The organism is Hansschlegelia plantiphila (assembly GCF_027922265.1).
Classification (GTDB): Bacteria; Pseudomonadota; Alphaproteobacteria; order Rhizobiales; family Methylopilaceae; genus Methylopila; species Methylopila plantiphila.
Genome location: NZ_BSFI01000022.1, coordinates 226,670 through 244,568, shown reverse-complemented (window position 1 = coordinate 244,568; position 17,899 = coordinate 226,670). Strand labels below are relative to the sequence as shown.

The window sequence follows — 17,899 nt, the reverse complement described above, 5'->3', positions numbered from 1 at the left end:
GGCGGAGACATCCGGTCATCCCCGCCGCAGGCGCCGCTCCTCCCCCGCATGGCCGGCCGGTCCGGACACGCCTCCCGTGACGGGGAAAGACGGGACGGAGCGTGCGGGAGGAAAGTGGAAATGTCAAGGAATTTATTCCGATCGCCCCTCGCTGACGGGATCACGCCGGTCCATCGCCGCGTCATGCCCGGCGCAGCCGGGCATCCACGACTTCGGCGTCGAGCGGCGCAGAGAAGGCAAAGTCGTGGATGCCCGCGAAGGCGGGCATGACGGCTGAGGGCTTCATCGACCGTTGCGCTTCTTCGGCCCGCCCGTCGCGCGTCTGGATTCCGGCGTTCCGCTCCGCTCCAGCCGGAATGACGGCGCTGTCGAGTGAATATGGGCCTCTCAGGCGAGCGCTCCGCCCCGCCTCCCCAGCAGCGCGAGATACGCCGCCCGCGAATCCGGCGGCTTGATCCCGCGCGGCTCCCAGACTCGGGACGCGAGAAAATGCCCGGTGAGCGCGAAAGCTGCCGCGACGTCGTCGCCTGTTGGCGAAGCGTTGGCGCCGGAGCCCACCAGGAAGGGCGGCAGCGCGAACAGCTTTTCGGCGTAAGGCGCGCCGGCGGCGCGGCCGACGGCGCGGCCGGATTTCGGGGAGACGTAAACGAGGTCGTCCCGCTTGCCCGTCGCGGCGCAGGAGGAGAGGTCGAGCCCGAAGCCGAGCTCGGCCAGCACCGCGAGCTCGAGGCGGACGACGAGAGCGGGGGCAACGGCCGGGTCGTCGAGATGGTCGGCGACGATCTCGGCTGCGTCGTAGAGCGCCTCGTGCGGGTCGCGCTCGGCGACGAGCCGCAGCAGATGCGCGAGGTGCCCGACGCCGTGCAGCGCGTCCGCCCGCTCCATCAGGCGTCCCGCGCGGGATTCCAGCGGCTCGACCACGAAGGCGCCGAGGTGGTCGTCGAGCCGCGCCCGCCATGTCGCGCGCACCGTGTTGCCGGGCTGCAGCGTCGGCCGCAGGCGGCGCGACCGCCCTCCCCGCACCAGGCCGAGATGCCGGCCATGCGCCCGCGTGAAGAGCTCGAGCACCACGCTCGTCTCTCCCTGCCGGCGCACGCCGAGGATCAGCCCGTCATCGGTCCATTGCATGGGGGAAAGATGGCGGGGGACGCGAGGGATGTCATCCGGTCGGAAGGAGATTTCCGAATGAAACAAAACACGAACTTTGTTCGTGATTCTATGATTAAATTCCCACGCCTCTTGGATATTCAAAAATATCGAAGGAGAAATTCTTCAAAATGAGGCGATGATACGAGAGGCGAATGATCGCCTTGGGGCCTTCTCGGAAGGCCGCTCTGGGCTCGACATGGCGATCGAAACGCCCTGCAGGGAAATCATGATCTCGACGATCGGGTGGGAGCTTTTACTCAAAGCCAAGACGAAGTCAGAACGGACTCGCGTGCGAATATGGGAGAATGACCCGCGGTGGCCGGACGATATCGTCATAGCAGTGGATGACTGCAGCGCCGCCGAATACCAAAATCGGACTCTAATCTTACCCACCAAGATATAGTTAGTGACCGCATCACGCCTGAAGGCTTAGGCGCGTGATATTCGATACGCACCGCATTCGCATCTGGGGAAACCATCCAAGCGAGCCGGACGACGTTGTTATCGGGCTTGGATGACGGCGGCAGCGCCGTATCGTCAACGACCTTTGGAGGCACAAATAGATGCCGTCCACCGTCAAAATCGCGCCGCCTTACTCACTTTTCTTTATTTCAGATCCCGACTTGGGAGAAGCTCCAGAGCCGAGCGGCGCACACCTCAAATGGACGGACTCCGTCGTATGCATCTCCTGCTTGAGTTGGATGGACGGCGAGACGAGCGTGACCTTGGGCGCTGCGGACGAGGTCGGCCTTCATCAACCGCCCGTCTTCGACCGGTTGATCGTGACGCCGCATCTAGAAATCGTAGTAACGACAGTCGAGCTCGACGTCATTCTTCGAGCGTCAGTTCCTTCAAGCCGCACACGCGTCCGCATCTGGGAAAACCATCCGAGCGAGCCGGATATCATCGTGATAGGGCTCGGCTGAGCCATTCGGCGCGACCGCCCTCCCGCACTGAGCCGAGATGCCGGCCAGGCGCCCGCGTGAAGAGTTTGAGCGCCACGCTCGTCCCCCCTGCCGGCGCACGCCGGGGATCAGCCCATTATCGGGCCATTGCATGGGGGGAAAATGGCGGGGGACGCGTGAGCGCGCGGAGCCCCCTCATAGGAGGAATTTCTTTGACCGGCACAATCTTCGGCCCCATGCTCTCACGGCAATCAATCGAAAAGGGGGAACGCCATGATAGAAGAAAAAATAAAAATACTTGCTGAACGCATAAAGTCTCATTCCAGTGCTATGATAACCGAAGAGGCCGTGAAAACAGCGGTTGTCCTGCCGTTCTTTGCAGCTCTTGGCTACGATATATTCAACCCAAGCGAGGTTATTCCGGAATTCACGGCGGATGCGGTCGGGAAGAAGGGAGAGAAAGTCGATTATGCAATTAAAGTTGACGACAAAATCCGCATTCTCGTTGAATGTAAGCCAATAGCCGTTCATCTTGATAAGGTGCATCTTGCGCAGCTTTATCGGTATTTCTCCGTTACCTCAGCAAAATTTGCGCTGCTTACGAATGGTCGTCATTTCCAACTGCATACCGATCTCGACGAACCAAACAAATTGGATCCGCTTCCCTTTCTGAAATTCGATCTTTCGGATATCAACGCGTCTATACTCAGCGAAATAAAGAAATTTGGGCGAAACGAGTTCGATATTCCAAATATATTGGCTTCTGCAAGCCGCCTAAAATATACATCTGAAATAAAAACTCAGATAAGCTCTCTAATGGAATCTCCAACGGAAGAATTTGTCCGGCAGGTGACAGCTGGATTGTACGAAGGTCGGTTCACGTCGGCGGTGAAGGATATGCTCACGCCATTGGTGAAAAACGCCTTTCGTGAGGTCGTGCGTGATTCCGTCCAAAGCCGCCTTTCATCAGCTCTGGCTGACACAGAGGTTATTGACGTTCCCGTTTCGGCCGCTGAGCCCAATAGCGATGAGGTCGTCACAACTGCCGAAGAGATGGAAGGCTTCCATATCGTCCGGGCGATCGTTCGGGATATTATCAGAGCCAACCGGGTGATTATGCGAGATCAGAAGAGCTACTGCGGCATCATCATAGACAACAATAACAGAAAACCTCTTGCTCGCCTACACTTCAACAGATCAGTTAAGTACGTCAGCTTTTTTGATAAGAATGACGAAGAGCGCATCCGCATACAAACACTTGACGATATCTATGACCATGCTCAGAGGTTGCGGGATACGGCCGCTGCGTACGCTGAGGGGAAGAATCTAGTTCTTGAGTCTCCCGTTGCGGAACAGGGAGGATAGCGTCCCCCGCCTCACGCGGCGGCGTCCGCGTAGGGCTTCGGCGCGAAATCGGCGTGGGCGTCGCCCCACGCCTTCAGCGCCGCGATCACCGGCTCGAGCGACCGGCCGCGGCCGGTCAGGCTGTACTCGACCTTGGGCGGCACCTCGGCGAACACTTTTCGGGCGAGGAAGCCGTCCGCCTCGAGTTCGCGGAGCTGGTTGGTCAGCATCCGCGGCGTCACGCCCGGCAGGCGCCGACGGATCTCGTTGAACCGCAGCGTGCCGTCGAGGAGGTGATAGAGGATCACGCCCTTCCACTTGCCGTCGATAAACTGCAACGCGGCCTCCACCGCGCAGCCGGGCGAACAGTCGAGGCGGTCGTGGCGGACGCGCGACATAACGGTATCCTTATCGACACTATGCGCGGTTTATGTGCGTTCTTGCGCAATAGTACCACGCAGGTCATCTCCGTCTCCAGAACAAAGGAGACCGCCATGCGCGCCATCGGCTACCGGACCCCCGGGCCCATCAGCGACCCCGCCTCGCTGTCCGACATCGAGCTTCCCGCGCCAAGGCCGGAAGGCCGCGACCTGCTGGTCGCGGTCCGGGCGGTGTCCGTCAATCCGGTCGACACGAAAGTCCGGGCCTCCGCGGCCCCCGAGGCCGGCCAGTGGAAGGTCTTGGGGTGGGACGCCGCAGGCGTCGTCGAGGCCGTCGGACCGGACGCCACGCTGTTCAGGCCAGGCGACGCGGTGTTCTACGCCGGCGCGCTCGGCCGGCAGGGCGCGAACGCCGAGCTGCATCTCGTCGACGAGCGCATCGTGGGGCGCAAGCCCGCCTCGCTCAGCTTTGCGGAGGCGGCCGCGATGCCGCTGACCTCGATCACCGCCTGGGAGGCGCTGTTCGACCGGCTCGACGTCCGGCGCGCCGTCCCCGGCGCCTGGAACGCGATCCTGATCGTCGGCGGGGCCGGCGGCGTCGGCTCGATCGCGACGCAGCTTGCACGACGGCTGACCGACCTCACCGTGGTCACGACCGCGTCGCGGCCGGAGACGCAAGCCTGGAGCCGCGAGTTCGGCGCGCACCATGTGATCGACCATTCGAGGCCGCTCGCCGCCGAGATCGCGGCGCTGGGGCTCGGCCAGCCCGCCTTCGTGTTCTCGACGACGAACACCGACAGTCATCTCGCCGAGATCGCGGAGCTGATCGCGCCCCAGGGACGGTTCGCGCTGATCGACGACCCCAAGGCGCTCGACGTCGCTCCCTTCAAGCGCAAGAGCGTGTCGACGCACTGGGAGTTGATGTTCACGCGCTCGATGTTCGGGACCGCCGACATCGCCGAGCAGGGCGCGCTGCTGAACGAGACGTCGGGGCTCGTCGACGCAGGGACTCTCAGGACGACGGTCTCCGAGAGCTTCGGCGCGATCAACGCCGCCAACCTCAAGCGCGCCCACGCGCTGCTCGAGAGCGGCCGGTCGAAGGGCAAGATCGTGCTCGAGGGTTTTGGGACCTGACGACGACCCAAGCGGTCGCGCCGCGGGGCGGCGCGACCGCTTGGGAACCTACCGCAGCGCCTTCAGTGCTTCCCTGCCCGCATAGATCGCCTGCGGCCCGAGCGCCTGCTCGATGCGGAGCAGTTGGTTGTATTTCGCGACCCGGTCGGAGCGGGCGAGCGAGCCGGTCTTGATCTGCCCGCAATTCGTCGCGACCGCGAGGTCGGCGATCGTCGAATCCTCGGTCTCGCCGGATCGGTGCGACATCACGGCCGTGTAGGCGGCGCGGTGGGCCATGTCGACGGCGGCGAGCGTCTCGGTCAGCGAGCCGATCTGGTTGACCTTGACCAGGATCGAGTTCGCGACGCCCTTTTTGATGCCGTCGGAGAGGCGTTCGACGTTCGTCACGAACAGGTCGTCGCCGACGAGCTGGGTCTTCGACCCGCAGAGGTCGGTGACGGCCTTCCAGCCGTCCCAGTCGTCCTCGGACATGCCGTCCTCGATCGAGGCGATCGGGTACTTCGACGCGAGGTCGGCGAGGTACTTCGCCTGCTCGCCGGGGTCGCGCGTCACGCCCTCGCCCTCGTAGACATATTTGCCGCCCTCGAAGAACTCGGTCGCGGCGCAGTCGAGCGCGAGGAACACGTCCTCGCCCGGCCGGTAGCCGGCCTTCTCGATCGACTTCATGACGAAGCCGAGCGCGTCCTCGGCCGACTTCAGGTTCGGGGCGAATCCGCCCTCGTCGCCGACATTGGTGTTGTGGCCGGCGTCCTTCAGCTGCGCTTTCAGGACATGGAAGATCTCGGCGCCCATGCGCAGCGCCTCAGCGAAGCTCCCCGCGCCGACCGGCATGATCATGAATTCCTGGAAGTCGATCGGGTTGTCGGCATGCGCGCCGCCGTTGACGATGTTCATCATCGGCACGGGCAGCACGCGGGCGGAGGTTCCGCCGACATAGCGGTAGAGCGGCGCGTCGATGGAAGCCGCGGCGGCCTTGGCGACGGCGAGCGAGACGCCGAGAATGGCGTTGGCGCCGAGCCGCGCCTTATTCGGCGTGCCGTCGAGCCCGATCATCGTCTCGTCGATCTTGACCTGATACTCCGCGTCGAAGCCGCCGATCGCGTCGAAGATCTCGCCATTGACGGCGTCGACCGCCTTGCGGACGCCCTTGCCGCCGTAACGCTTCTTGTCGCCGTCGCGCAGCTCCACCGCCTCGTGTGCGCCGGTCGAGGCGCCAGACGGCACCGCGGCGCGGCCGAGCGAGCCGTCCTCGAGGGTCACGTCCACCTCGACGGTCGGATTGCCGCGGCTGTCCAGGATTTCGCGGGCGACGATGTCGACGATGGCGGTCATGGGATCGGAGGCTCCGGCTTTGGTGGCGCGCCGCACGTCTATCCCAAGGCGGGGCGACGGAAAAGCGCGACTGGAAGAAGCCGGCTCGTTATATCGGCGCACGAGAAGGATCGATGACGATGACAGAGCTGCAGCTCGGAAAACAGACGCCCGCCCCGCAATCGCCGGAGGCCGCGACGCTTGACCGCGTGCCGAACCCGCATGCCGACGTCGACTACGCCGTCCGCTTCGCGGCCCCGGAGTTCACCTCGCTCTGCCCGGTGACGGGCCAGCCGGATTTCGCCCATCTCGTCATCGACTACGTTCCCGACCAGTGGCTCGTGGAGTCAAAGTCGCTAAAACTGTTCCTCGGCGCGTTCCGCAACCACGGGGCCTTCCACGAGGACTGCACGATCATGATCGCCAAGCGCCTGGTCGCGACGCTCGCGCCGCGCTGGCTGAGGATCGGCGGCTACTGGTATCCGCGCGGCGGCATCCCGATCGACGTGTTCTGGCAGACCGGCGCTCCGCCCGCCGGCCTGTTCCTGCCGGACCAGGGCGTCGCGCCCTATCGCGGACGCGGCTGAAGCGCCGGCGCGCCCCAGAGCGTCACTTCTTGTCGTACGGGTTCTCGGCCGATCGGAAGTTCAGCCGGATGGGCGTGCCCGGCAGGTCGAAGGCCTCGCGCAGCGAGTTGACGAGATACCGCGTGTAGGAATCCGGCAGCTCGCTGGTGCGCGTTCCGAAAATGATGAAGGAGGGCGGCCGAGCCTTCGCCTGGGTGGCGTAGCGCAGCTTGATCCGCTTGCCGGCGACGGCGGGCGGCGGATGGCGTTCAAGGGTCGCTTCGAGCCAGCGGTTGATCGCGGCGGTCGGCGCGCGGCGGTTCCAGACCTCATGGGCCTTGGCGACCGTCATCATCAGCTTGTCGACGCCCTCGCCCGTCTCGGCCGACAGCGGCGCGAGGCCTGCGCCCTTGACCTGCGGCAGCAGCCGGTCGAGCGCCTCGCGGGCGTTGGCGAGCGCCTTGTTGCGGTCCTCGACGAGATCCCATTTGTTGAGGCCGAAGACCAGGGAGCGGCCCTCGCGCGCCACGAGGTCCGCGATCGAAAGGTCCTGCTTCTCGAACGGCACGGCGGCGTCGAGCAGCAGCACCACGACCTCCGCGAACTTGATCGAGCGGATCGCGTCCGCGACGGACAGCTTCTCGAGCTTGTCGACGATGCGGGCGCGCTTCCGTAGCCCGGCTGTGTCGACCAGCCGCACGCGGCGGCCGCGCCATTCCCAATCGACCGAGACCGAATCGCGGGTGATGCCGGCCTCCGGGCCGGTCAGCATCCGGTCGGAGCCGATCAGGCGGTTGACCAGCGTCGACTTGCCGGCGTTCGGACGCCCGACGATCGCGATCCTGAGCGGAGGGTTCTCCTCCTCCTCCGGCTCATCGTCGCCGGCATATTCGTCCGGCACGGCGAAGAAGGGAACCAGCGCGTCATAGAGGTCGCCGAGGCCCTCGCCATGTTCCGACGAGATCGGCATCGGGTCCCCGAGTCCAAGCGAATAAGCCTCATAGGCCATCGTCGAGGCGGCGCGACCCTCGGCCTTGTTCGCGACCAGGATGACCGGGCGCGCGGAGCGGCGGACCAGATCGGCGAAGCGTTCGTCGTCGGCGGTGAGGCCCGCGCGGGCGTCGACCATGAACAGCACAACGTCGGCCTCGGCGATCGCGGCTTCGGTCTGTGCGCGCATCCGCGCCTGCAGAGAGCCGTCGGCGGCGTGCTCGAGACCGGCGGTGTCGACGATGCGGAAGACGAGGTCGCCGAGATGGCCCTCGCCTTCGCGACGATCGCGCGTCACGCCCGGCTGGTCGTCGACCAGCGCGAGGCGCTTGCCGACGAGCCGGTTGAACAGCGTCGACTTGCCGACGTTCGGTCGGCCGACGACGGCGACCGTGATGCGGGGAGCGTTCTCAGTCACAGTCAGACGGCCTTCCCGGAGCCCGAACCGTACGGGCGGCCGAGGTGCGGCCGGCCGCCGATCAGGCGAACTTGATGTTTGTGTCCTGCGGCAGCGCGGAGAGCGGCTGCGGGACGGTGTCCGGCGGCGGCGGCGCGACCTGCCGCACCGGATGCCGCTCGCCCGGCAGAGGCGTTTTCTTCTCGGCGAACGGGTTCATGCCCGAGAGCGTGTCGCAGCCGGCGACCCCGCCGACCAGAACAATGGCGAGCCCGAGGCGGATGGATTTGGTGAGGCGGCGTTCGTTCACGGAAGACGATCCCCAGAATGGCCGGCCGAACAGGCCGGCAGGTCAATTGGTCGGCTTGTCGGCGGCCGGCTTTTCAGGCGCCGCCTGCGGAAGCACTGCAAGAAGCAGATCCGCGCGCTGGCGCGTCGCTCCCGGCGCATCGGCGTCGGCGACGATCGCCTCGAACTGTCGCCGGGCCTCGGTCGTGTCTTCGGCCTTATAGGCCGACAGACCGAGCGCCTCCCGGGCGAGCGCGCTCCACGGTCCGCCCGCGGCGAGCGGCTCGGCCAGACGGCGCACGTCCTCCGGCGCGCCGACGTCGACCGCGAGATAGGCGGCGCGGACCCGAGCAGCGTCGCGAAGCATCGAATCCCCCGAGCCGTCCGCGACTTCCTGATAGAGCCTGAGCGCCGTGGGCTGGTCGGTCTTGGCGACCTCGTCGGCCTCGCGAAGCCTCGCAAGAGCGCGATAGCCGTATGGCGAGTTCACCGCGATCGCCGCGAACGCCGCGCGCGCCTCGTCGCTCCTGCCGTCTTCCGCGAGCTTGGCCGCGGCCTGATAGCGGTCGCCGGCGGCCGCGGCCTGCTTCGCCTCATAATAGCTGTAACCGCGCCATCCGCCGACGCCGAGGACCACCAACGCGGCGAGCGCCACCAGGAACACGCCATAGCGCGCCCACAGCGCCTTCATCCGATCGCGGCGGATGTCTTCCTGAATCTCATGATAGATATCGGTCATGCTGGTCCGGCGGCGTGTCGGCGCGAGGCTTTGGGGCCCCGACGCGCGGGGCCGCACCATAGCGACGCGACCGGAGCCCCGCAAACGGTTTGCGGGGCGGCCTCTCTACATTCTGAACGCCGGGACGCCGATCAGCAGCTGGTGCAGATACGCGCCGAACAGCGCATAGGCGACCGTCCCGATCACGACCGCCAAGACATCGCCCCGCCAGGAGGCCGCAGGCTGCGGCGCCCTTCCCTCGCGGCGCTCCTGACGCTTCAGGCCGATCCGCGCCGCCACGCCCCAGGCGAGGAACGACCCGAACAGGACGATGCTTGCGAGATCGCCGTTCGCGACGAGGTGGGCGGTCGCCCACAGCTTCACGGCCGCAAGCATCGGATGCCTGGCCTTCGCCCGGATGTGACTGGGCAGGCAGGCCGACGCCAGCAGGATGAAGGCCGGCCACATCAGCGTGACCGGAACGTGCCGCGTCCAGGCCGGCGGGGACCACACCTCTATGAACGGCGCCGCCCGCCACCCCAGCACGATCAACAGCAGACCGATCGCCGAAACGACGGAATAGGCGACCTTATAGGGACCGTCGCCGAACCGCGCGACGAGAGCCGCGCGGCGGCCCTGGGCTCGCGTGAAGAGATGCCCGCCCAGGAAGATCGCGAGGCCGAGAATGAGAATCGCCATGGCGGCCTCCGAGTTTTGACTGATTACAAACTAGCTACCCCACGGACGGCGCGCCATCACGGACGCGCGATTCGACTCACCGCCGCATTTACGCCACACTTGCGGCGCGCGTGGGGCGGGAGACGTAGATCGGGGCATTGTCATGCGTAAGCAGTGGCTTCTCGTCGTCTTCTTGTGTGGACTGGCATTTCCCTCAGCGGCGTCCGCAAACGTCGTCGCCGCGATCAGCCTCTCGCAGCAGCGGGTCGACGTCTCGGTCAACGGCTGGCCTGCCTATTCCTGGCCGGTCTCGACGGCGCGGCGCGGCTACGTCACGCCGACCGGCTCCTACCGGCCGATCCGCACGGCGCGGATGTGGTATTCGCGGAAATACGACATGTCTCCGATGCCCTATTCCGTGTTCTTCAGGGGCGGCTACGCCATCCATGGCACAGGCTATGTGCGATCGCTTGGCCGGCCGGCGAGCCACGGCTGCGTGAGGCTCCATCCGACAAACGCGGCGACCTTCTACAACCTCGTCCGCGCGCAGGGGCTCGGCAACGCCCGGATCGTGATCACGCGCTAGGAACGCCCCTGCCCCGGCGCGCCGGCGCTTTCGCGGCTGTCGGGGACTTGAGCGCGGCGCGTTTTAACGCGCGAAGAACGCCTCGTACTGCTCGGGCCTGAAGCCGACCAGCAGCTCGCCGTCGCGCGTAAGCACCGGACGCTTGATCATCGACGGCTGCGCCGCCATCAGCGCGAGGGCGCGGCTCTCGTCGAGCCCCTGCTTCTCGGACTCCGGCAGCTTGCGGGAGGTCGTCCCCGCGCGGTTGAGCAGCGTCTCCCAGCCGACCTTAGCCGCCCAGAGCGCGAGCGTCCCGCCGTCGATCCCGGCCGTCTTGTAGTCGTGGAAGACGTAGGGCGCGCCGTTAGCATCGAGCCAGGCGCGGGCCTTCTTCATCGTGTCGCAGTTCCTGATCCCGTAGATCGTGACGGCGGCCATGGTCGTCCTCTTCTTCAGACGGCTTCCGCGACGAAGCGCCGGTAGCCCGCCGCGCGCAGCTCGCAGGCCGGGCACGTCCCGCAGCCATAGCCCCAGTCGTGGCGCTCGCCCCGTTCGCCGAGATAGCAGGTGTGCGTGGCCTCGACGATCAGATCGACCAGCGACGGTCCGCCGAGATCGAGGGCGAGGCCCCAGGTCGCCGCCTTGTCGAGCCACATCAGCGGCGTCTCCAGCACGAAGCGGCGCTCCATGCCGAGATTGAGCGCGACCTGCAGCGCCTTGATCGCGTCGTCGCGGCAGTCGGGATAGCCGGAATAGTCCGTCTCGCACATGCCGCCGACGATGCGCTTCAGGCCGCGCCGGTAGGCGAGCGCCGCGGCGAAGGTGAGGAACACGATGTTCCGGCCGGGCACGAAGGTGTTCGGGAGGCCGGATTCGGCCATCTCGATCGCGATGTCGGAGGTGAGCGCCGTCTCCGACAGGCGGCCGAGCTCGGGCAGGAGGAGCGTGTGGTCCTCGCCAAGGCGGCTCGCCCAGTCCGGCCGGATGCGCGCGATCTCCGTCCGCAGCGTCGCCCGGCAGTCGAGCTCGACGCGATGCCGCTGGCCGTAGTCAAAGCCGAGCGTCTCGACCCGCTTGTAGCGGTCGAGCGCCCAGGCGAGACAGGTCGTGGAATCCTGGCCGCCGGAGAACAGGACGAGCGCGCCCTCCCCCGCGGCGCCGTCAGCCTCCGTCATATTCCGCCCAGGACTGCGGGGTCTCGAACACCCGCACGGCGGAGAGCTGAGGCAGCGCCGGTTTCGTCCGATCCCAGATCCAGCCGGCGATGATCTCGGCGGTCGGGTTCTCGAGACCCTCGACCTCGTTCAGGCAATGGTGGTCGAGCCTTCCGAGCAGCGGCGCGAAGGCGCTCTCGACGTCGAAGAAGTCGACGACGAAGCCGGTCGCCGGGTCGACCGCGCCGTCGAGCTGCAGTTCCACGCGGTAGGAGTGGCCGTGCATCCGGTGGCAGCGATGCGTCTCGGGCACGTTCGGCAGCCGGTGGGCGGCCTCGAAGGTGAAGGCCTGCGTGATCCTCATCGCGGGGACAGTCTCATGGGATGCCGATCATCTTGTGGGTCTGCAGGCTGAGGCGCCATGGCGGGTTGTCGAGACAGTAGTCGGCGGCGAGCGCGGTGTTCTCCGCCTGCCGGGGGCCGTCCATCGGCTGCAGCCAGAAATGCCGGAAGGCGAGCGCTTCGAGCGCGGAGGGGTGAAGGTCGTCCTGGGGGAAGACCAGCTTCACCTCGTCGCCGCCTTGGACGCGCAGCTTTGCGCCGGCCTTGGGGCTGACGCAGAGCCAGTCGACGCCCGGCGGCGGCTCGAGCGTGCCGTTGGTCTCGACCGCCGCCTCGAAACCCCGCGCATGGATTGCGTCGAGCAGGTCGGCGTCGAGCTGCAGGAACGGCTCGCCGCCGGTGAACACCACGAACCTGGCGCCGCCCTTCGGCCCCCAGGTCGCGGCGATCGCGTCCGCCAACGCCGCTGCGTCCGCGAAACGACCTCCCCCCGGACCGTCGAGGCCGACGAAGTCGGTGTCGCAGAAGCGGCAGACGGCGGCCGCGCGGTCCTCCTCGCGGCCTGACCACAGATTGCAGCCGGCGAAGCGGCAGAACACGGCGGCGCGCCCCGCCTGCGCCCCCTCGCCCTGCAGCGTCTTGAACAGCTCCTTGACCGCGTAGCTCATGGATCTTCCGAGGGCGCCCCGCGCGAGGCCGCTATGGTGGTGGGCGCCAAGCGCCGTCGCCCGCAAAGGCCGCCTCGGCCCCGCAGGCGCTTCCTCTAGCCCCGCCAGCCCCACGCTTCAACCAAGACGCGGTTCTACGATCCCGCGAAGGCCAGCGCGTTTCCGAGCGCAGCTCCGGAGGCGGTGTTGTCGAACACGCACCATGTCGGCTCGCCCAGGGCGCGGCCGGCGTCGGCCCGCGCGCGAAGGGCGACCAGGGCCGCGTCGTCGTAATCCGAGTAATAGACCCGCGGCGAGCCGTGCCAGCGGTAATAGCGCAGGCCGCTCCACCCGCCCGGCTCCCCGGCGACGGGAGCCGGCGCCGGATCGGCGGCCACGCGCGCAACCCGGCGCTCCGCAAGCCAGGCGTCGAGCTCCGGCGCGAACCATCCGGGATGCCGCGGCTCGAACGCGACGGCGGCGCCGCTCGCTCCGCGCAGCTGATCGAAGAACACCCCGGCCGCCGCGGCGTCGGGCGGCGACGAGCGCGGCAGCTGGACCAGCAACACCGCAAGTTTTCCGCCGAGGCCGACGACGTCCGCCATGAAGGCGTCGATCAGGGAACCGCAGTCGACCAGGCTTCGCTCGTGCGTGATCGTTCGCGGCAGTTTGACCGAGAACCGGAACCCGTCGGGCGTGGCGCCGGCCCATCGCTCATAGGTCTTGTGCTGATGCCGCCGATAGAAGGAGGTGTCGATCTCGGTCGCGTTCAGGCGGCGGGCGTAGCGCTCGAGATGGGTTCCAGACCCCGGAACGGCGTCGGCGTAGCGCGACGCCACGCTCCAGCCCGCGGTTCCGACAAAAAGATCGCCAATCTTCGTCGCCACGCGGCCTGCCATCAGTTCCTGGAGCCCGCCCCTGGCGCCGCCGGGTCGTTCATTCTTCGGCGCGTTTGGACCGGCGTGCAGCCCGTCAAAATAGTGCGAGGGTGCTTTGCTCACATATTCTCGCAGGAATTTTTCAAGTCTCCACAGCCGCCGCCCTCTCAAAACAGACCCGGCGCACGAAGGCGAGGCCAGCTCGTCATCCTGTCTGCGAGTTGATCACCCGCTTGCGCCGGCGCTTACAGGTTCACGTTCGATCCGCGCTCGCGGGATGCGACCGAAGCCGATATCTGCGAGGCTGCGGCCCGCGCGGCGGAGGCGGCCGCGGCGTACTGACGACGGGATAAGGTCCGTCGCGCCGCCTGGCGCGGTCCGCGAGCAGAGAGACTCATTGGCTCGGCGCGACCGCCGTCGCTGTCTCCGAAATCGCCTTGACGACCGACGAGAGGAACTCGGCCGAATGGATGATGTCGAGATGGGTCGCGCCTGCGACCCGTTCGAGCCTCGCGACCCTCGCAAGCGCGCTCCAGTCGCGCAGCCGCTCCGGGCGGCTCAGCGAATCCTCAGCCTGCCAGACGTGCACGGCCTGGCCGGGAAGCGGCGCATGGTCGTGGCCGGGAGCGCGGAGCCGCTTGTCGAGCTGCGCCCAGAGCATCGCCTCGGCGGAGCCCGTGGCCGGACCGTCGACGGGCAGGATCCCGTCCCGGTCGAGGACGCCCCGCAGCGCCGCCTCGGTTTCCTGACCCCCCATGCGGCCGAACAGGGCCCGCCAGCGGTCGGCCATCAGGCTGCGCGCCAACCACGCCTCGCACGCCGCCTCGGCGCTGGCCCGCTCCGTCTCGGAGAGCGGACGGTCGGTCATGAGCGGCGTCGCCTCGAACACGTCGACCAGGCCCAGAAATTCGACCGCGACGCGCCCCTGAAGCCTGCGCGCCGTCTCGAAAGCGAGATCGCCGCCCGAAGACCAGCCGATGAGCGCACAGCGTCCGGATAGCGCGATCTCTTCCACATAGGCGGCGTATTCGGCCGCGAGCGCCCCGACGTCGTAGCCCCGCCAGAGCGTCTCGGTGTAGGCGTGGCTGACGAAGCCGATGACCGGCCGTGAGCCGCCGAGCGCCTCGGCGAGCGGCGCGAACTCCGTCGAATTGACGAGCAGACCCGGCAGGCAGAACAGCGGCGCGCCGCCGCCCCCCTGCGCGAGGCGCACGACGTCCGGGCGCGCCGCCGGCGCTACAGGCGCGGGCGACAGCCGTTCGGCCAGCGCCGCGAGCGTCTTGGCGTTCAGGATGTCGGCGAGCGCGAGCTTCTTCGCGGTCTGGCCGATCCCCTGCTTGCGGATACGGCCCAGCATTTTGAGGCTGAGGATGGAGTCGCCGCCGAGCGCCATGAAGCCGTCGTCGCGGCTGATCGCCTCGACGCCGAGCAGATCCCGCCAGACCGCGGCGAGCGCCTCCTCGATCGGCCCGCGCGGCGGCTCTCCGGCCTGCTTCGGGTCTTCCGGCTGCGGCAGCGCGCGCCGGTCGACCTTGCCGTTCGGCGTGAGCGGCAGGGCCTCCAGCGCCACGATGCGCGCCGGGATCATGTGGGCCGGCAGCGTCTCGGCGAGCCGCGCCGCCAGCGCGGTGGGCTTAGGGATCGCGGCGCCGGCCACATAGGCGACGAGCCTTCTCGCGCCGTCCGCCTCGACCGCGGTCACGAAGGCGTCGGAGACTCCCTCGATCCGCTTCAACGCGGCCGCGACCTCTCCGGGCTCGACCCGGAACCCGCGGATCTTCACCTGGTCGTCGACGCGGCCGAGGAACTCCAACGCCCCGTCCGCGAACCGTCTGACGCGGTCGCCGGTCCGATAGAGACGGGTGCCCGGAGCGCCGAAGGGATCGGGGACGAAGCGCTCGGCCGTCGGGCCGGGCCGCCCGGCGTAACCGCGCGCGAGACTTCCTCCGCCGATGAACAGCTCCCCCGCGACGCCGTCCGGCGCCCGGTTGAGATATCGGTCGAGCACATGTGCCTCGGCCGCGCCGAACGCCTCACCGATCGGCGCGGTCCCGGCCTTCCGGTCGGCGGCCTCGACGCGCTGGCGCGTCGCGCCCACGGTCGTCTCGGTCGGGCCGTAGTGATTGACGATCCTCAGCTCCGGCGAGAGCGCCCGGACGCGGTCGACGAACTCCCAGCCCGCCGCCTCGCCGCCGAGGACCAGAACCTTGCCGGGGAGCGCGGACTCGCGCGCTCGGGCGTGCGTCAGCGCCTGCAGATGGCTCGGCGTGATCTTGAGGGCGTCGATGCGGCGGTCCGCCATCCAGGCGGCGAAGCGGTCCGGGTCGAACACGTCGTCCGCGGCCGCGAGATGGAGTTCGCCGCCGTCGGCGAGCGCGGCGTAGAGCACGGTGTTGCCGAGATCGGCCGCGACGGTCGAGACCATTCCGAGCCGCGCGCCTTCGGGCAGCGCCAGCAGCTCCAGCGCGCCCCGGACATAGCGAGCGAGACCGCCGCGCGTGACGACGACGCCCTTGGGCTCGCCGGTCGAGCCGGAGGTGTAGACGACATAGGCGGCCTGTTCGGGATGCGGGCGGCTCGGCAGGGCGGCGCCGGGCTCATCGTCCGCGTGGTCGAACGAGGCGGTCAGCCGTTCGCAGCCGAGATCGTCCTCGCGGCCCGGAGCGGAGACGACGAGCCGGGCGCCGCTGTCGGCGACGAGCGCGGCGCGGCGGCTTCGGGGCGCGGCGGGATCGAGCGCGACATAGGCGCCGCCGGCCTTCAGGATCGCGAGCGCGCCGAGAACCCATTCGGCCGAGCGGTCGGCGTCGAGCGCGACCGCGACGTCCGGTCCGACGCCGCGGGCGGCCAGCCGCCGCGCGAGCCTGTCGGAGGCCGCGTCGAGCGCGCCGCGCGACATCCTCCGCACGCCGTCCGCGAGCGCGGTCGCGTCGGGCGCCGCGGCCGCATGACGGCGCCAGGCGTCCACAACGTCCTCGGCGGGCGCGGAGTCTCGAACGGTCGCCGCCGGCCGCCCTGACACGAGCGGCAGGTCGACGAGCCGCCGGCGCGGATCCCGCGAGGCGGCGTCCGCGAGCGCCGTGAAGTCGGCGGCGAAACGCTCGACGGTCGCGAGGTCGAAAAGATCGCGCGCGAAGGCGAAATGGCAGTCGAGGCCATCCGGTCCGTCGGCGACGTCCAGGCTGAGGTCGAAATGGGCCTCGCCGGCCGAGAGGCTGCGCGCCTCCGCCGGCAGGCCGCCGAAATGCGAGACGTCGCCCGCGCGCTGCTCCGTGCACTTGGTCTGGAACAGCGGATGGACCCCGTCGACGCGGGCGGGCCTAAGCGCCTCGACAACCGCGTCGAACGGAACGTCGACATTCTCGGACGCCGCGAGCAGACGCTCTTTTTCCCCGGCGAGCGCCTCCGCGAAGCTCAGCCGCTGGTCGAGCGCGCCGCCGAGCGTGGCGGTCGCGGCGAAATAGCCGACCACCCCATGGGTTTCGGCGCGGCGACGGTTCGAAAGCGGAGCGCCGACGCGGACATCGTCGCTCCCGCTCCACCGCGCGAGCGTCAGCCGGAAAAGCGTGAGCACGACCATGAACAGCGTGGCGTTGCCGCTGCGGGCGGTCGCCCGCAGGCGCCCCGACAGCTCGGGCGACAGCCGGACCATATGGCCGCGGCCTTCGACCGGTCCGCGCGGCGCGCGCCGCCTGCGGTCGAACGGCAGCTCGAGCGGGGCTCGCTCCTCGCCGAGCGCGTCGCGCCAGAAGGCGATCTGCCGCTCCTTCTCGCCGGCGTCGAGCCAGTCGCGCAGCCAACGGACATAGTCGGAGAACTGGATAGGAAGCGGCTTCAGCTCCGCAGGGACGCCGGCCAGGGCAGCTTGGTAGAGAACCGACAGCTCTTCGAGGATCAGGCCGATCGCCTCGCCGTCGGCGACGACATGGTGAAGCGACAGCGCGATCGCGGACTGGCCGTCGCCGCGGCGATGCAGCTCGACGCGCAGCAGCGGACCCGTCTCAAGGTCAAAAGGCTTCCGCACGAGCGCCTCGGCCGCCGCGGCGCTTTCCGCGTCATCGGCGACATCGCGCGCGACGAGGGTCGGCGCCGCCGACGCGTCGAGGCGCTGGACCGGCTCGCCGTCGGCGCTCAGGCCGAAGGTCGTGCGCAGCGGCTCGTGCCGTTCGGCGAGCGCGGCGAGCGCCCGACGCATCGCGGCCTCGCCGAGTTCTCCCTGGACAGTGATGAGGCCGCCTATGTTGTAGGCCGGGCTCGACGGATCGCTCTGCCATGTGAGCCAAAGGCCGCGCTGCGCCTCGGACAAGGGGACGTCGCCGCCGCGCGGGGCCGGCGAGATCGGAAGCGCGGCGAAGTCGACGCCGTTCTCCTTCAACTTCTCCAGGAATCTGCGCCGCGCCTCGGGCGCGAGCGCCGCGTAACGCATGCTGATCTGGCGGGCGTCGATGGTCAT

General features: G+C 68.1%; 18 protein-coding genes. 5 read left to right on the top strand and 13 right to left on the bottom strand.

Annotation, left to right across the window (positions count from 1 at the left end; all coding sequences use genetic code 11):
• Positions 1-387: 387 nt before the first annotated feature.
• A complete protein-coding gene (gene recO, locus PKE75_RS16585) occupies positions 388-1,128 on the bottom strand; it encodes a DNA repair protein RecO (protein WP_271169854.1) in 741 nt (246 codons plus the stop codon).
• Between the two features lie 584 nt (positions 1,129-1,712).
• Between recO and PKE75_RS16580 the strand changes: the two genes are divergently transcribed.
• Together PKE75_RS16580 and PKE75_RS16575 are read left to right on the top strand one after the other, a co-directional pair.
• On the top strand, positions 1,713-2,075 hold the full coding sequence (locus PKE75_RS16580; protein ID WP_271169853.1) for a hypothetical protein: 363 nt from the start codon (positions 1,713-1,715) through the stop codon (positions 2,073-2,075).
• 252 nt (positions 2,076-2,327) lie between these two features.
• On the top strand, positions 2,328-3,419 hold the full coding sequence (locus tag PKE75_RS16575) for a type I restriction enzyme HsdR N-terminal domain-containing protein (protein WP_271169852.1): 1,092 nt from the start codon (positions 2,328-2,330) through the stop codon (positions 3,417-3,419).
• Positions 3,420-3,430: 11 nt separating this feature from the next.
• Here the strand turns inward: PKE75_RS16575 and PKE75_RS16570 are convergent, their stop codons facing one another.
• Positions 3,431-3,796 carry a winged helix-turn-helix transcriptional regulator gene (locus PKE75_RS16570; RefSeq protein WP_271169851.1) on the bottom strand — a complete coding sequence of 122 codons (366 nt, stop codon included), beginning with the start codon at positions 3,794-3,796 and terminating at the stop codon, positions 3,431-3,433.
• A gap of 96 nt (positions 3,797-3,892) precedes the next feature.
• Between PKE75_RS16570 and PKE75_RS16565 the strand changes: the two genes are divergently transcribed.
• Entirely contained in the window at positions 3,893-4,912 is a 1,020-nt protein-coding gene (locus PKE75_RS16565; RefSeq protein WP_271169850.1) for a zinc-binding alcohol dehydrogenase family protein, read from the top strand.
• A 48-nt stretch (positions 4,913-4,960) separates the two neighbouring features.
• Here PKE75_RS16565 and eno read toward each other — a convergent pair whose 3' ends face one another.
• A complete protein-coding gene (gene eno / locus PKE75_RS16560) occupies positions 4,961-6,244 on the bottom strand; it encodes a phosphopyruvate hydratase (protein WP_271169849.1) in 1,284 nt (427 codons plus the stop codon).
• Positions 6,245-6,357: 113 nt separating this feature from the next.
• Here eno and queF point away from each other — a divergent pair, with 113 nt between their 5' ends.
• Entirely contained in the window at positions 6,358-6,810 is a 453-nt protein-coding gene (gene queF / locus PKE75_RS16555) for a preQ(1) synthase (protein WP_271169848.1), read from the top strand.
• Positions 6,811-6,832: 22 nt separating this feature from the next.
• Here queF and der read toward each other — a convergent pair whose 3' ends face one another.
• From der to PKE75_RS16535, 4 genes are all read right to left on the bottom strand, one after another.
• A complete protein-coding gene (der, locus tag PKE75_RS16550; RefSeq protein WP_271169847.1) occupies positions 6,833-8,197 on the bottom strand; it encodes a ribosome biogenesis GTPase Der in 1,365 nt (454 codons plus the stop codon).
• 61 nt (positions 8,198-8,258) lie between these two features.
• Positions 8,259-8,486: a hypothetical protein gene (locus PKE75_RS16545; protein ID WP_271169846.1), complete on the bottom strand. Its 228-nt coding sequence runs from the start codon at positions 8,484-8,486 to the stop codon at positions 8,259-8,261.
• Positions 8,487-8,528: 42 nt separating this feature from the next.
• Entirely contained in the window at positions 8,529-9,203 is a 675-nt protein-coding gene (locus PKE75_RS16540) for a tetratricopeptide repeat protein (RefSeq protein ID WP_271169845.1), read from the bottom strand.
• A gap of 105 nt (positions 9,204-9,308) precedes the next feature.
• Positions 9,309-9,881 carry an NnrU family protein gene (locus PKE75_RS16535; RefSeq protein ID WP_271169844.1) on the bottom strand — a complete coding sequence of 191 codons (573 nt, stop codon included), beginning with the start codon at positions 9,879-9,881 and terminating at the stop codon, positions 9,309-9,311.
• Positions 9,882-10,023: 142 nt separating this feature from the next.
• On the opposite strand from PKE75_RS16535, the gene PKE75_RS16530 reads away from it, so the two are divergent.
• Positions 10,024-10,446, top strand: coding sequence for a L,D-transpeptidase (locus PKE75_RS16530; protein WP_271169843.1), 423 nt, complete (start codon positions 10,024-10,026; stop codon positions 10,444-10,446).
• A 63-nt stretch (positions 10,447-10,509) separates the two neighbouring features.
• Here PKE75_RS16530 and PKE75_RS16525 read toward each other — a convergent pair whose 3' ends face one another.
• From PKE75_RS16525 to PKE75_RS16500, 6 genes are all read right to left on the bottom strand, one after another.
• On the bottom strand, positions 10,510-10,863 hold the full coding sequence (locus PKE75_RS16525) for an ArsC family reductase (protein ID WP_271169842.1): 354 nt from the start codon (positions 10,861-10,863) through the stop codon (positions 10,510-10,512).
• A gap of 14 nt (positions 10,864-10,877) precedes the next feature.
• Positions 10,878-11,600: a 7-cyano-7-deazaguanine synthase QueC gene (queC, locus tag PKE75_RS16520; protein ID WP_271169841.1), complete on the bottom strand. Its 723-nt coding sequence runs from the start codon at positions 11,598-11,600 to the stop codon at positions 10,878-10,880.
• Positions 11,587-11,943: a 6-carboxytetrahydropterin synthase QueD gene (gene queD / locus PKE75_RS16515; RefSeq protein WP_271169840.1), complete on the bottom strand. Its 357-nt coding sequence runs from the start codon at positions 11,941-11,943 to the stop codon at positions 11,587-11,589. The genes queC and queD overlap by 14 nt, the downstream gene beginning before the upstream one ends.
• Before the next feature lie 13 nt (positions 11,944-11,956).
• Positions 11,957-12,589, bottom strand: a complete 633-nt coding sequence (queE, locus tag PKE75_RS16510; protein WP_271169839.1) for a 7-carboxy-7-deazaguanine synthase — start codon at positions 12,587-12,589, stop codon at positions 11,957-11,959.
• 134 nt (positions 12,590-12,723) lie between these two features.
• Positions 12,724-13,455 carry a DUF72 domain-containing protein gene (locus PKE75_RS16505; protein ID WP_271169838.1) on the bottom strand — a complete coding sequence of 244 codons (732 nt, stop codon included), beginning with the start codon at positions 13,453-13,455 and terminating at the stop codon, positions 12,724-12,726.
• Between the two features lie 385 nt (positions 13,456-13,840).
• Positions 13,841-17,899 (bottom strand): amino acid adenylation domain-containing protein, encoded by a 4,059-nt coding sequence (locus tag PKE75_RS16500; RefSeq protein WP_271169837.1) that lies wholly within the window; start codon positions 17,897-17,899, stop codon positions 13,841-13,843.

What these genes read in the sequence shown, in the direction of transcription:
- recO (WP_271169854.1), bottom strand. Translation starts at nt 1,128, where the DNA reads ATGCAATGGACCGATGACGGGCTGATCCTCGGCGTGCGCCGGCAGGGA.
- PKE75_RS16570 (WP_271169851.1), bottom strand. Translation starts at nt 3,796, where the DNA reads ATGTCGCGCGTCCGCCACGACCGCCTCGACTGTTCGCCCGGCTGCGCG.
- PKE75_RS16530 (WP_271169843.1), top strand. Translation starts at nt 10,024, where the DNA reads ATGCGTAAGCAGTGGCTTCTCGTCGTCTTCTTGTGTGGACTGGCATTT.
- PKE75_RS16580 (WP_271169853.1), top strand. Translation starts at nt 1,713, where the DNA reads ATGCCGTCCACCGTCAAAATCGCGCCGCCTTACTCACTTTTCTTTATT.
- queE (WP_271169839.1), bottom strand. Translation starts at nt 12,589, where the DNA reads ATGAGCTACGCGGTCAAGGAGCTGTTCAAGACGCTGCAGGGCGAGGGG.
- PKE75_RS16540 (WP_271169845.1), bottom strand. Translation starts at nt 9,203, where the DNA reads ATGACCGATATCTATCATGAGATTCAGGAAGACATCCGCCGCGATCGG.
- queD (WP_271169840.1), bottom strand. Translation starts at nt 11,943, where the DNA reads ATGAGGATCACGCAGGCCTTCACCTTCGAGGCCGCCCACCGGCTGCCG.
- queF (WP_271169848.1), top strand. Translation starts at nt 6,358, where the DNA reads ATGACGATGACAGAGCTGCAGCTCGGAAAACAGACGCCCGCCCCGCAA.
- PKE75_RS16500 (WP_271169837.1), bottom strand. Translation starts at nt 17,899, where the DNA reads ATGACCATCGACGCCCGCCAGATCAGCATGCGTTACGCGGCGCTCGCG.
- eno (WP_271169849.1), bottom strand. Translation starts at nt 6,244, where the DNA reads ATGACCGCCATCGTCGACATCGTCGCCCGCGAAATCCTGGACAGCCGC.
- PKE75_RS16575 (WP_271169852.1), top strand. Translation starts at nt 2,328, where the DNA reads ATGATAGAAGAAAAAATAAAAATACTTGCTGAACGCATAAAGTCTCAT.
- PKE75_RS16525 (WP_271169842.1), bottom strand. Translation starts at nt 10,863, where the DNA reads ATGGCCGCCGTCACGATCTACGGGATCAGGAACTGCGACACGATGAAG.
- PKE75_RS16565 (WP_271169850.1), top strand. Translation starts at nt 3,893, where the DNA reads ATGCGCGCCATCGGCTACCGGACCCCCGGGCCCATCAGCGACCCCGCC.
- PKE75_RS16535 (WP_271169844.1), bottom strand. Translation starts at nt 9,881, where the DNA reads ATGGCGATTCTCATTCTCGGCCTCGCGATCTTCCTGGGCGGGCATCTC.
- queC (WP_271169841.1), bottom strand. Translation starts at nt 11,600, where the DNA reads ATGACGGAGGCTGACGGCGCCGCGGGGGAGGGCGCGCTCGTCCTGTTC.